Origin of the sequence: Halioglobus sp. HI00S01, assembly GCF_001635445.1 — a bacterium.
In the GTDB taxonomy this organism is placed as follows: Bacteria; Pseudomonadota; Gammaproteobacteria; order Pseudomonadales; family Halieaceae; genus Halioglobus; species Halioglobus japonicus.
The window spans coordinates 12,744-26,401 of sequence record NZ_LWEE01000015.1 but is presented as its reverse complement, the minus strand read 5'-3'; the positions used below and the strand labels follow the sequence as shown (position 1 = coordinate 26,401).

The 13,658-nt window shown below is 58.1% G+C and carries 8 protein-coding genes; 7 read left to right on the top strand and 1 reads right to left on the bottom strand.

The window, feature by feature from the left end; all coding sequences use genetic code 11:
* The first annotated feature begins 26 nt into the window (after nt 1-26).
* From A3709_RS03115 to A3709_RS03085, 7 genes are all read left to right on the top strand, one after another.
* The gene (locus A3709_RS03115; protein WP_066049939.1) at nt 27-2,069 is read left to right on the top strand and encodes a molybdopterin-dependent oxidoreductase; all 2,043 of its coding nucleotides are present in this window, start codon (nt 27-29) and stop codon (nt 2,067-2,069) included.
* Between the two features lie 93 nt (nt 2,070-2,162).
* Nucleotides 2,163-3,707 carry an NAD(P)/FAD-dependent oxidoreductase gene (locus A3709_RS03110; RefSeq protein WP_066049936.1) on the top strand — a complete coding sequence of 515 codons (1,545 nt, stop codon included), beginning with the start codon at nt 2,163-2,165 and terminating at the stop codon, nt 3,705-3,707.
* Nucleotides 3,704-5,323: an NAD(P)/FAD-dependent oxidoreductase gene (locus tag A3709_RS03105; protein ID WP_066049934.1), complete on the top strand. Its 1,620-nt coding sequence runs from the start codon at nt 3,704-3,706 to the stop codon at nt 5,321-5,323. The genes A3709_RS03110 and A3709_RS03105 overlap by 4 nt, the downstream gene beginning before the upstream one ends.
* 3 nt (nt 5,324-5,326) lie before the next feature.
* The gene (locus A3709_RS03100) at nt 5,327-6,523 is read left to right on the top strand and encodes an aminomethyltransferase family protein (protein WP_066049930.1); all 1,197 of its coding nucleotides are present in this window, start codon (nt 5,327-5,329) and stop codon (nt 6,521-6,523) included.
* A 65-nt stretch (nt 6,524-6,588) separates the two neighbouring features.
* Nucleotides 6,589-7,803: an MFS transporter gene (locus A3709_RS03095; RefSeq protein ID WP_197484059.1), complete on the top strand. Its 1,215-nt coding sequence runs from the start codon at nt 6,589-6,591 to the stop codon at nt 7,801-7,803.
* 154 nt (nt 7,804-7,957) lie between these two features.
* A complete protein-coding gene (locus tag A3709_RS03090; RefSeq protein WP_066049926.1) occupies nt 7,958-9,907 on the top strand; it encodes a tetratricopeptide repeat-containing sulfotransferase family protein in 1,950 nt (649 codons plus the stop codon).
* A gap of 155 nt (nt 9,908-10,062) precedes the next feature.
* Nucleotides 10,063-12,618, top strand: a complete 2,556-nt coding sequence (locus A3709_RS03085) for a TonB-dependent receptor (protein WP_066049923.1) — start codon at nt 10,063-10,065, stop codon at nt 12,616-12,618.
* A 15-nt stretch (nt 12,619-12,633) separates the two neighbouring features.
* Here A3709_RS03085 and A3709_RS03080 read toward each other — a convergent pair whose 3' ends face one another.
* Nucleotides 12,634-13,566: a hypothetical protein gene (locus tag A3709_RS03080; protein WP_066049922.1), complete on the bottom strand. Its 933-nt coding sequence runs from the start codon at nt 13,564-13,566 to the stop codon at nt 12,634-12,636.
* Nucleotides 13,567-13,658: the final 92 nt, after the last annotated feature.

Below are 13,658 nucleotides of genomic sequence, written 5' to 3'. Positions count from 1 at the left end.
ACGGCGACGGGCCCGGGAGAGCAGCCATGAACCAGATATCAAACCGTTCCGATGTGCACGCCAGTGTTTGCCCGCTGGATTGCGCTGATACCTGCAGCCTTTCTATCGAGTTAGAGGATGGCAAGGTCAGTCGGGTGCGTGGCAGCCGCAGCAATCCTTTCACTCGCGGCAAAATTTGCACCAAAGTCGCCCAGGGTCTTGCTGAGCAGGTGCATGGGCCGAAGCGCCTGACGCAGCCACTGCTACTGGACGGGCCAAAGGGTGGTGGCAATTACCGCCCGATCAGTTGGGAGCAGGCCCTGGATCTCATTTATCAGCGTTTTTCCGAGATCATGGATCGCTGGGGTGCTCAGGCGATCGCGCCGCTCACCTATGGTGGCCCGATGGGGCTGCTGGCGAATGGCTCTATGGATGCGCGCTTTTTCCACCGTCTGGGTAGTAGCGAAGTAGATTCGTCACCGTTGTGTGCGGGCGTATCCGGTGAGGCCTGGGAGCGCGTGTACGGCGATGTGGGCGGCATTGCCTACACCGAACTGGCACAGTCAAAGTTGATCGTGGTGTGGGGCAATAACGTGACCGCCTGCAACCTACATCTCACCACGATTATTCGCGACGCGCGCAAGCGGGGTGCCAAACTGGTGGTTGTCGATCCCAAGCGCACCCGGATTGCCCGGGAAGCCGATCTGCATCTGGCCGTCATGCCAGGCACGGATGTCGTGCTCGCCTATGCGGTGGCAGCGCAGCTGGCAGCCAATGGTGGCCTGGATGCGGATTTTATCGCCGAGCATGTTCATGGCGCAGATGCTTTCCTTCAGGAGGCTGCGGCATACCCACTGGCGCGAGCTGCCGAACTATGCGGCGTCGCCGAGGCTGATATCGAGCAGTTTGCCTGCTGGTGGCGCGACCTGGCCCCGGCTGCCATTTCCCTTGGTGTTGCGCCGGAGCGCAATCGCAACGGCGGATCGAGCGTCAGGGCGGTGCTGGCGCTGCCAGCACTCACGGGCAATATCGGCCCGATGGGAGCGGGTGTGTGTGATGTCTCCGGTTTCTTCCCGGTAGACAGTGATGCCCTGTCACGCCCCGACTTACGCGCCCAGCCGGTGCGTGAATTCAATGTGCTGGACTTACCTCGTCATATCATGGACCCCGGTGCGGAGCTGCCGATTAAGGGCGTGTTCATTTACAACCACAACCCTGTCGCGGTGCATCCGCGTCAGCGTGAGATGCGAGCTGCACTGTTGAGCGATGATGTGTTCGTAGTGGGATCCGATGTGAGCATGACGGACTCCATGGCCTGCGCAGACCTGATTCTGCCGGCCACGACCCATCTTGAGTACGGCGACCTGTACAAGGCTTATGGCCATCAGTATCTACAGCGCTCGGCGCCCGTGATTGAGCCTGTCGGTGAGGCTGTGAGCAACACCGAACTGTTTCGTCGTCTCGCCACCCGATTCGGGTTTACGGAGCCCTGCTTCGCCGATACGGATGCTGCGCTGATGGATCAAGCCATTGAGGCGGGCGTGCCCGCCCTGCAGGATAGATCTCCCAGCGACCTGCCCCCGAATGAGGCCATCAATATGGATGACGGTCGCCCCACCAGCCTGCTGCGAGGCACGGCTCCGGCGACGCCCAGTGGCAAGATCGAGCTGTTCTCCGACGCGCTGCAGGCAGAGGAGGGCCACGGCGTGCCGCAGTATCAGGCACTCATGGGACAGCGGCCTTTTCTGGTGGTCTCTCCCGCCTCGGAACATCGTATCAATTCCACCTTCGGTGGTGTTGCCGGCCACGATCGCGATGTCGTGTGTGAAATGGCGCCGGCGGATGCCCTGTCGCTTGGGCTTGAGGCGGGGTGTGAGGTGATACTGAGCAACGAGCAGGGCGAGGTTCAACTGCCGCTGGTGGTGAGCGACAACATTCGCACCGGTACGGTTTTTGTACCCAAAGGTGCCTGGATTGGCGACAGCCCCACGGGGCAAACCATCAATGCACTGATTCCTGGACACAAGGCTGATTTGGCTGGTGGGGCCTGCTACTACGATTGTTCGGTGGATATCCGCGCCGTCGGCTAAGCATAGTCCCGGCGTATAGGCGCGGTTGTTCCCGAAAAAAGCGCCAGATAACCTGCTGGCAGATTAAGTTTTCTCATAGTTACGGAACACCATTTGACACACTACGACTCTGTTGTAATCGGTGCCGGTCACAACGGCCTGACCTGCGCGGCTTATCTGGCCGCCAAGGGCCAGCGTGTACTGGTGGTGGAGGCTGGCGCTAACGTCGGTGGTCTCGCCGCCCTGCGCGAGTTTCATCCCGGCTTCAAGGTGAACGTCGCCCACTCGCTGAACCATTTTTCCGAGCGCGTCTGCGCTGACCTCAAGCTCGAATCTCACGGTTATCGGCCGGCATCAGAGGCAATGCAAACCGTGGGTCTCGGGTCAAACGGACATCATGTTCGAATCAGCGACGTCGAGGTGACTGGCGCGACTGGCGAAGACGCCGCTCGCTATCCAAAGTATCGCCATCAGTTGAAAACCTTCGCCAAAGCGCTGGCGCCTTTCTGGGGCAAGACCATGCCGGGCATTGGCGACAACTCCCCGGGTGAGTTGTTCACGTTCGCCCAGTTGGGATTGAAGCTGCGCATGTTGGGCAAAGACGACATGCTGGAATTCCTGCGTGTGGCAACTCTGCCTATGCGCGACCTGATGGACGACAACTTCGAGAACGAGCTGTTGCAGGCCGCATTGGCTTGGGACGGTGTGATTGGTGGCAAGCTGGCCCCGCGTTCGCCGAATCAGTCGGTGTTTACACTCCTGTACCGTATGTGCGGTGCTCACGACGGTATGCACAGTGTGCCGGCCTCGGGCATTGATGGCTTGATGCAGGCCCTGCGTTCGGCAGCAGAGGCTGCCGGCGCCGAGGTGCGATGCAACGCGCCGGTAAAACGCATTCTGGTTGATGGCAGCAGTGGTGAACTGCTGGCCTCGGGTGTCGAGCTGGCAAGTGGTGAGGTGATTACCGCGAGCCGGATTGTCTCCTCCGCAGATCCACAGCGCACTTTCATGGAGCTGGTGGGCGCCCGCAACCTGGAAATTGAATTTAGCAACCGTATCAGCCGCCTGCGCTGTGAAGGATACGTTGCGAAGCTTCACCTGGCGCTCAATGGTATGCCTGCCTTTGCGGGCCTGGAGCAGCCCGATGGCCGGATGATTATTGCCAGCCAGATGGACGATATCGAATTCGCCTTTGATGATGCCAAATACGGCGGCTATTCCGAAGACCCGGTCATGGAGGTGGTTGTACCTTCTTTGCACCAGGAAGGTCTGGCGCCCGCCGGACAGCATGTGTTGTCGGCGCATGTCATGTACGTGCCCGCCAACCTCAAGGGCGGCTGGACCGAAGAGGCCCGTCTAAAGTTGACTGCGTCTCTATTGGAGAAGCTGGAGCGTTATGCGCCAGGTATTCAGTCCCAGGTGGTGCACGCTGAACTGCTGACGCCGGCGGATATCGAGGCCCAGTATCACGTGACGGGTGGCCACTGGCACCACACGGAATTTGCGGTTGATCAGATGCTCATGATGCGACCCACCTACGAGGCAGCGCAATACAGTACACCGTTGGCGGGGTTGTATTTGTGCGGTGCGGGTACTCACCCGGGCGGAGGCCTGACCGGTATTCCCGGATTTAACGCGGCCCGGGAGATCCTCAAATGAAAAAGTACGACGCGATTATTATCGGCGCCGGGCACAATGGTCTGACAAATGCCGCATACCTGGCCAAGGCAGGCCTGGACGTCTTGGTGGTCGAAAAGAACGACTACATCGGCGGTGCTGCGGTAACACGTGAAATGCACGAGGGCTGGCACTACTCCAGCTGCTCCTATGTCTGCAGCATGATGCGTCAGGCTCTGCACCGCGACCTCGATCTGTCGCGCCACGGTCTGTTGCTGGTGCCTTATCTTGGTACGGTGGCCTTTTCGGATAGTGGCCAGACTCTGATTGACTACCCGGATGAGGAAGCCAATTACCTCGAGCTAAAACGGCATTCGCCCCATGATGCGGATTCCATGGCGCGCTTCCAGGCGGATCTGGGCCGATATGCCCAGTTGATTCGCAAGACCCTGTTGCGCACCCCCCCTGACCCCAGCTCCTTCAAACCTCGGGACATCGGCGAGCTGTTGTTCCTCGCCAAGGAGTTCTGGTCGCTGGGCGAAAAAGAGCTGTACGAGTATGTGCGCTTTTTTACCATGAGCGCCGCTGAGTTCCTCGACGACTACTTCGAGAATGACCTGATCAAGGCGGCCATGGCGAGCCCAGGCATTATTGGTACAGCCCTCGGTGTTTATTCGCCGGGCTCGGCGTACATTTTGCTGCACCATGTCATGGGAGATGTAGATGGTAGCGTGGGTGCCTGGGGGCTGGCCCGCGGTGGTATGGGTGCAATCTCCAATGCGCTGGCCAGTGCGCTGAAAGAAGCCGGTGGTGAGATCCGCACCAATGCCGGTGTGCAGCAGATTCTGGTGAAGAACGGAGCCACCGTCGGCGTGGCGCTGGAGAACGGCGATGAGCTCTACGCCAATCTCGTGGTGTCCAACCTGGATGCCAAGCGCACCTTTACCAAGGTGATGGACAAGAACGATTTGCCGCCGGGCATTTATGACCGCGCCAGCAAGTTCAAGATCCGCGGTTCTTCCGGCAAGGTCAATATCGCGCTGTCGGGCCTGCCCAAGTTCATCAACACACCCGACAACCCCTATGTGAATCGCGGTGGTCAAGGTTTTGTTGGCTCGCTGGAAACCATGGAGCGAGCCTATGATTGCTGGAAGCGCGGTCGTTGGTCGCAGGATCCCTTCATTGAGTCGGTGATTCCCTCTGCATGGGATCCCACTGTGGCCCCACCGGGGCAGCACTGGATGTCGAACTTTGTTCAGTACTGCCCGGCAGAACTGGCTGACGGGCCATGGACGCCCGAGAAGCGCGACCAGTTCGGCCAGACTGTCGTCGATAAAATTGAGCGCTACAGCCCCGGGTTTAAAGAGTTAATTGTGCACATGGAAGTGCGAACTCCCCATGAAATTGAGAACGAGGTTGGCCTCACTGAGGGCAATATCTTCCAGGGTGAGTTGACGATTGACCAGCTGTTGTTCAATCGACCGTTCCCGGGCTATGGCCAGTATCGTATGCCGCTTAAGAACATGTACATGTGCGGCTCGTCCACACACCCCGGTGGCGGCGTGTCATCTGCGTGTGGTGCCAACGCAGCGCGCGAGATCCTCAGGGACCTCAAACGCCCCAATACCGTGCCTGAAGACGACTGTTACGACGAGTAGTTTATGACGACTGACGCTTTTGCCGGTGAACGGCTGAAACATTCACATTTCCATCCGCGGCAGGCGGAACGCAACCTGCGTGAAGCCTGGTCTTCCTGGAATGGTTTCAAGTTTGCCGATTATTACTACGATGCAGAATACGAGTATTTCTGTGTGCGCAATACCTGCGGCACCTACGATATCTGTCCCATGCAGAAGTATATGGTGACAGGGGGTGATGCGCTCGCCATGCTCAATCGCATGGTTACTCGCGACGTGAGTAAGCTGGGTATTAATCGAGTGACTTACGTGGCCTGGTGCACCGACGAAGGGCGTATGGTCGACGACGGTACGATTTTCCGTCTCGGCGAAGACCAGTTCATGCTCACCTGTGGCAGTCCTTGCCTGGCTTGGTTGCGCATGAGCAGTCTAGGTTTTGATGATTTACACATTGAGGATGTCACCGAGGGCTTTGCGGCACTGTCGTTGCAGGGGCCAACATCGTTTGCAGTGCTCAAGGCCATGGGCCTGGAGGGTCTCGAAGATCTGAAGCCGTTTGGCATCATGCATTTTCCCTATCACGGCGGCATGCTGATGGTGTCTCGCACCGGCTTTACCGGCGACCTGGGTTACGAGCTGTGGGCGCAGCCGGAACATGCGCTGACTTTGTGGGACGAGCTCTATGGAGTGGGGGCTGACTACGGTATTCATCCCTATGGAGAATCAGCGACCAATATGGCACGCCTCGAGGCGGGCTTCATTATGCCTGATATGGAATTCAATGAGGCCCTTAAAACGGTGAATTTCCAGCACGACCAGACGCCCTTTGAGCTAAATCTGGGCTGGCTGGTCGACTTCAAAAAACCGCATTTCAACGGTCGCAATGCACTGCTGGCAGAGCGGGATAAAGGTGGGCCAAAGTACATGCTCACCAAGCTGGATATTGAGGGGAATAAGCCGGCTGAAGGTTCACACCTCTACAGCAATGAGAACTGCAGCAGAGAGATCGGTTACGTGACCTCCGCTATGTGGTCGCCAGCGGCCAAGGCCAATATTGCCCTCGCCATGATCGAAACGGACAAGCTCCAGGGCGAGATTTGGGCGGAAATTTACTACGAGAAAGAGTTGCGACATATACATAAAGTGGCTCGCTGCACGATCCAGGACAAACCATTCTGGACGCCTGCGCGAGCTCGGCAAACACCGCCGCCGCTTCGTTAGCATGCCGATAGCCTTTGACGATGACCGTCTGATAAAACTCTTCCTGCGCCATGCCGGGGCGGAACTTGGGTAGGTCAAACACCCCTTCAGGGGGCCTCTCCCCGCGTCTGCTGGTCGCTGTGACCGCCTGTTGGTATCTGGCCCAGATGGGATACTACGCCCAGGCCCAGCTGTTCGGTCCGGTGATGGAGCGTTACAGCCTCGATGAGGCCGCCGTTGGCCTGATAATGTCACAGGAAGTCGCGATGTATGCGATTACCGCTCTGCTGATGGCCGGACCGGTCACACGCTTCCCCCGTTCCAGTATTGCTTTTGCAGGATGCGCTCTGGTACTTGCGGGTAACCTGATCGCTGGCTTTACCGAAAACTTCGAAGTCTTGCGCGTGGCTCGCCTCGCCACTGGATTTGGCGCAGGCATGATTGGGGCGGCTGGCGTGGCCTCTGCGGCGTCTTCTAATAATCCGCAGCGGATGTTCGCTGTTGTCTCGGTGACCTGGGGTCTCATGGCCGCGGGTGGTGCAATCATATTCCCCTACGTCACAGTGCCCTTTGGGGCGAAAGGAGGCTATCTGCTGATGGCGGCAACGGTTGTGTTGCTGTTGCCGCTGTTCCGATGGCTGCCGCCGCCACAGCGGAACTTGCAGGAGGAGGCGGCCAGTCAGGCCTTGCTTGCCTCGCTACCGCCGCTCAAGCGCTTTGCGGAAAAACTGGGCGTGCGGGATGCCCCCAACAAGGAGTTCGCGCTTGTTGCACTGCTGGCGCTGTTCATCTATGAAGTCGGCCAGGGCGCTGTACAGGTGTTTCTGGAGCAGTTCGGTCTGCGCGCCGGCCTCGAGGAATACAGGATTGGCGAAGTGCTGGGCATAGCGGGTTTTCTCGGCCTGTCCGGGGGCGTGCTGGCGGCGTGGTTGGCCGACCGATACGGCAATCTGCGCCCTGCGCTAATCGGTATTGCCACAAACGTTATTGTGGCTGCAGCATTGGCATTGGGTCAGAGCCCGATCGCATTTGCCGTGCTCTATCTGGCCTGGAATATGTGCTTCTATTTTGTGGTTCCCTACATCCTTGGCATTATGGCCGAAATGGATCCCAAGGGCCGCTGGGCTGTAGCGACGGATGCAGTGTGGTGGCTTGGCGCCGCACCTGGACCGGCCATTGGCGGTTTTCTGGNGGCGGAGGCGGGATACGGCGGGCTGGCGATGTTGCCGGTAGCGGTAGGCGTCATCAGTATATGTCTGTTCTATTTCACCCTGCGCCGTTTCTATGCAACGCAGCAGTAGTTTCTCTATCAATTACGGGCTTCTCCTCGAGGCGGCTTCTAGTGTTGGTCTCGCCAGTATGCTGTACTACCTGCTTAAACAAACGACGAAATCGAGGTAGGGGACCATCCAGCAACTCAGTGCAAGAGAGTTTTATGGCAGGGCGGTGGCCCATATGCGTCAGAGCCGGCCTGACGATACCGTCAGCACCTGTGCAGAGGGTCTACGGCAGCACCCGGATGACCCCAACTTGCTGTGCCTGAGCGGTCAAGCGTTCATTGCGCTTCGGCGTTTCGATGACGCCGGCAAGTGCATTGAGCGCGCACTGCGCAAGCACCCGCACTTCGTGCCGGTGATCGAAGTCAGCGGCGACCTGTTGTTGGCTACAGGCAACCCTGCGCAGGCTATTGAAGCCTATCGGGAGGCAAAAACCCGGGCGCCTGAGAGAACCAGTCTCCAGGCCAAGATCGATAAGGCAAAGGAGCGACTGGAGACTGCCGGCAGCGTCACAGATGAGCGGAGCCAGGCATTTTTTGCCGCTGCCATCGCACGTGCCGAGCAATTCAGGACCGATGGTGAGCCTGCAAAAGCCGAAAAGGTCTATCGAGATATTCTGCAGCGCGACCCGAATCACCCTGAAGCGCTGAGACTGCTGGCAGAAATCGCAGCAATACACAATCAATACCAGGATGCACATACCTTTTTGCAGCGAGCGGTAAAGTACGCGCCGCGTTACTCCCGCGCCTGGCTGGATCTCGCTCAGGTGCAGCAGGAGCTGGGCGACTATCCCGCCGCCATCGCCAGTGCGCGGCAATTGGTTGCATTGAACCCCGAGCTCGGCGAACCGTATGTGACACTGGCCAATGCGCAGGGGCACGCAAACCAGCACGAGGAAGCGATTGCCAGCTACGAAGCTGTACTTGAGCGAGCCCCCACACACCCCGGCGCATTTTCGGGCCTTGCACACCAGTTGAAAACGATCGGGCGCCAGGATGAAGCTGTGGCGGTGCATCGTCGCAATATCGCCGCCAACCCGGGTAACTCGGAACCCTACTGGAACCTGGCTAACTTGAAGACCTTCCGCTTCGAAGATGCGGAGGTTGAGGCGATGGAATCGATTCTGGCGGGCGATGGGTTGCAAGAGGCCGTCATTGAACAGCTCAACAACGCGCTGGGGCTTGAGTATGAGTCCAGGCGTGACTACCCGCGTGCGTTTTCACATTTCCAGCGCTGCAATGAGGTCAGGCGCTCTCGAGAAATCTATGATCCGGTGGCGCATGAAGTTCAGGTCGGAAAAATACGCGAGGTATTCAACGCTGAGTTTCTGGCTGAACATGCTGGTCTGGGTGACCCTGACCCAGCACCCATCTTTATCATTGGCCTGCCGCGCTCAGGCTCGACCCTGCTGGAGCAGGTGCTGGCAAGTCACAGCCAGGTAGAGGGGACCCACGAGCTCAGTGATCTGCCTCATCTGGTGCAGTCACTGAATACGCGCAGCGGCCGTGGGGTCCATTTTCCCGAGAGCCTGGTCACGCTGGAACCTGCGCGTTGGTCGGGTCTGGGAACAGCCTACCTGCAACAGACCAGTAAATATCGGTCCGGCGCCGCCTACTTCATCGACAAGAATCCCAACAACTTCATCTATGTTGGGCTATTGCGGCTGGTACTGCCCAACGCAAAGATAATCAATGCGCGTCGCCATCCCCTGGACAGTTGCTTCGGCAGTTACAAGCAGTTGTTCGCCAGCGGCCAGCCATTCAGTTACGACCTGATGGATATTGGCGAGTACTATCTGCTCTACGACGAGCTGATGCGGCATTGGCATGACGTCATTCCCGGCGCAGTGCTGGACGTCAATTACGCCGAGGTCGTTGCGGATCTTGAAGGCCAGGTCCGACGGCTGCTGGCTTACTGTGACCTGCCATTTGAGCAGGGATGCGTAGAGTTCCACCGTACGGAACGGGCTGTCAAGACTGCGAGTTCTGAGCAGGTGCGCCAACCGATCTACTCGAGTTCGGTCAACCTGTGGCGCCGATACGAGCCGCAGCTGGGTGACTTGATAGAAGTTCTGGAACCCCTGCTGCGCGCATTGCCGCCTGAAGACAGGCCTGACGCACTGAACTAGTGCGGTCTGGCTGGGCTAGGTTGCGAACCGTTCCGAACCTATAGGCGAGGTAGCTCGGGTCGGCGAAGTTTGCGAAATTCCGTCATGAGAAGAATCAAACCTCGGCGTGGTGGGACGTTGCCGAAAATAAAAATCACACTCAAAGGTGAATGATTATGAAGAATCTTCCTGGCTTGAATCGTGCTCCGCTGGCCTCGGCCCTTGCCGCTATCCTCGGTTCGTCGCCCCTGGTCTATGCGCAGAATGAGGATCCGGAAGCAAGGTTACTTGAGGAGATTCTTGTCACCGCCCGTAAACGCTCCGAGTCCGTAATGGATATTCCCGGCAGCGTCCAGGCTTTGAGTGAGGACGACCTGCGCGAGCTCGGCACGCGGTCTGTCAATGACATCAGCCGATTTGTCCCATCCATTAATACCGTCGATTTCGGTGCAGGCATCACCGATATTGTATTTCGTGGGGCGACCTCTGACCCTGGCTATGTTGTCCAGTCAACCTCTTCTGTCTACTTCGATGAAGTCTCTGTCACCACTCAGGGGCAGCAGCCCTATATTCGCATGGTAGATGTTGCCCGCGTTGAGGCGCTGGCGGGCCCTCAGGGCACACTTTACGGTGCGGACGCCCAGGCGGGCACATTGCGGATCATCACTAATCGGCCTGACACGCAGGCATGGGAAGTGGTGTTCGATGGCAGTTTCCGCGATGGCAGTGACGCCGAGAGCAGTTGGGACGGCTCGCTGGTGGTCAACCTGCCTATCGTGGATGATACGCTGGCTCTGCGTGTTGTTGCCTATGGCGCCGAGGACGGCGGTTTTGTCGACAATGTCTTTGGCTCTACGATCACCAACGACCGCAAGACTGACAACGCTTATGGCCGCTCACCGGCCGACTGGGGCACCCTTAACAATGCGGATGTGGTCGAGGACGACATCAACGACTTCGAAGTCGCTGGCTGGCGTGCCGCACTGCTATGGAATATCAACGAGAACTGGCAGGCGACGGCCAGCTATCTGCACCAGGAAACTAATGCCGGGTCCTATTCCGTGTTTGATGAAAACGTCGGTGACCTAGAGGTCAATCGCTACAACGAGGAATTTTATGATGTGGAATTCGATATCAGCTCGCTGGTTATCGAGGGTGACCTAGGTTTTGCTCAGTTAGTGTCAGCTACCTCCTATTACGATAGTGAGGGCAGCTTCACTCAGGACGTGACCAACTACCAGAAATCGTACTCAGCCTACTACTGTATCAACTACGGTGGCGACTCCAGTTATTACAATGGCGATTACTACTATCTGCCTCCCGAGGGTGGCGTCCTATTTCAGGAAGGCGCCTACTGTAATGCGCCCACAGTGGAAGGCGACTTCCTATCAGCCTTCGATGAAGACCCTACTAGCGACCGTTTCGCCCAGGAATTGCGGCTGTTTTCCTCGGGAGAAACCATCGATTGGTTGGTGGGGGCGTTCTATGAGGAAAGTAACTATTCCTATGAAGAATTCTTCGGTTACCCCACGGCCAACGCGGATGGGCGTGGAGACGCACAGGACCTATACCAACAGACCATTTCGCTAGACTGGTTCGAATGGGCTTCGGGTGAGTCCTACCCGAATGCAACGGCGCCTTTCTATGCAGACAGTTCCTCCGACTTTGAACAGGTGGCGGTATTTGGCGAGGTCACCTGGCATGTGGGTGAGAGGTGGGACCTCACCGCCGGGGCGCGCTGGTTTGATCGTGAGAACGAGACGACCTACATCCAGCGCCAGCCGGAGACAGCGCCAGATACGGAGGCGGCCGTGCTCAAGGGTGATGACTCGGAAATCGCACCCAAGTTTTCTGTGGCCTACAACCTTAGCGACGACAGTATGGTCTATGCACTGTACTCAGAGGGCTATAGACCGGGCGGGACCAATCGGCAGCGGGGTGAACCGGCTACGCCTCAGAAATTTGACCCAGATAAAATGATCAATTACGAGGCCGGTTATCGAAGTACCATGGCCAACGGTGCAGTGCGCCTGGCAGCCACGCTGTTCTACATGGACTGGGAGGACTTCCAGTTTGAATTGACCGATCCAGCGAGTGGGCCCTGCCCGGATGGAGGATCCATCGCGGGTGTGTGTGGGCAGCCTTTCCAGGTTGCGGTGTCAAATGCAGGTGACGCGAGTATTCTAGGGTTCAACGCCGAGTTCGACTGGGCAGTGACTGATAACTTTGAATTAGGTTTCAATGCCCAGTGGTTGGAGGCAGAGACTGACACCGATATCGACTCCGATGGCGACGGAGGTACCGACATACCATCGGGTTCTCAGCTACCCAATACCCCGGACTGGACTGGCGCAGCATGGGCATCGTACAGCTTCCCTGTACCGATCGCGGATGCCAACGGTTACGCGCGTCTCCAGTGGTCGTATTCTGGGGAGCGCCTGAGCAATCTTGAGCCCTCACCGCTGGCCGACGATAACCCGTTTCCGCAGTTTACGATGCCGTCTTATGACATTGGAGATCTAACGGTGGGCCTACAGGGCCGCACCTGGGACGTCTCATTATTCGTCTATAACCTCACAGACGAGCGAGCTATTTATGGCCACGCCCGTCAGGGTGGCTGGTCGCAGGTCAACGTTAACGAGGGTCGCGATCATGTCGATCCGGTTTACGTCAACCGACCCCGCGAATATGGTATCCGGTTCGTGAAACGCTGGGGCGGTCCGGGCGGCTAGCCGCCCGTTTAAGCCTCAGTAGGGCCAGAGTTCGAGGCCGTGGATCGCGTTGCGGATGTCCATGGTCAGATTAATGCTTGCCAGAGTCGCGCCGGTTTCTAGGTCGTGGAGGCTCACAGTGGACGGCGACGAGCCACCGGCGATAGTCGTCCCGTCAATGACACAGAGCCCGCGGCCGAAGCCCTGGCGGGCGATGCGCGATGTGTCCACACCGGCAAACTCAATATTTTCCTCGGCGTATTGTGGCACCTTGAAGGCGTGTTGCGCACCGACATGGGGCACATGGCGCAGGCAGTCCGCCTGTGTGTCATTCAGCAGAACACCCTCACCGAAGGGCCGCGCGTTATGACAGCCTTGTGGCAGGCTGCACAGGGCGGTCACGCCCGCGCCACCACTATTGCGCAGCAGAGCACCTGTACGCAGGCCGCTGATGAACACGCCGCCTCGATCAACGTGGACCATGTTGATGTGTTGCTCATTGCTGGGTTTCGGGCCCTTGTCGCTGCGCGGGTCGAAGCTGAAGCCACTCCACTGGCCACCCTGACTCTGCAGGTAAAAGCCCCAGGAGAACGCTTGCTTGTCGAGATCGAAGGCGAGAATGCTGTCGAATCCCGTCGAGGTCAGAAACAGCATGCGCTGGTAGACACAGATTTCGTGACAGTGTTTTAGATAGGGGTTGCGCCAGGCGCCCACCTGATTGAACTGCGGATCGAAGCAGAACAGCTCGTCGGAAGCGGCGATAAATATATGGTCGCGGTCAAAGGCGATACCTCGCAAACCGCGGTCGGCACCTCGCCCGGCGAAGTCGATGTCTGTGGTGTTCCAGTCGATGTGCTGAGTGACGGCGCCGTTGTTGAAGTCGATCGTATAGACACCGCCGTGACTTTCCCCCTGGTGAGAGCCGCGAACGACAGAGGTGGCGATCACGGTAGGAAGCGCTGTATTCATAGTGACTCACGGAAGTTGTTATGCAGGCTATTATGCCTTTGCGCCGGCGACAGGTCTCCCGTTATAGTCTGAATTGTTGTGTGAGAGCACAC

Bases quoted from the DNA above. Each gene is read 5' to 3' on its own strand.
- A3709_RS03115 (WP_066049939.1), top strand. From the start codon at position 27: ATGAACCAGATATCAAACCGTTCCGATGTGCACGCCAGTGTTTGCCCG.
- A3709_RS03105 (WP_066049934.1), top strand. From the start codon at position 3,704: ATGAAAAAGTACGACGCGATTATTATCGGCGCCGGGCACAATGGTCTG.
- A3709_RS03100 (WP_066049930.1), top strand. From the start codon at position 5,327: ATGACGACTGACGCTTTTGCCGGTGAACGGCTGAAACATTCACATTTC.
- A3709_RS03090 (WP_066049926.1), top strand. From the start codon at position 7,958: ATGCGTCAGAGCCGGCCTGACGATACCGTCAGCACCTGTGCAGAGGGT.
- A3709_RS03085 (WP_066049923.1), top strand. From the start codon at position 10,063: ATGAAGAATCTTCCTGGCTTGAATCGTGCTCCGCTGGCCTCGGCCCTT.
- A3709_RS03080 (WP_066049922.1), bottom strand. From the start codon at position 13,566: ATGAATACAGCGCTTCCTACCGTGATCGCCACCTCTGTCGTTCGCGGC.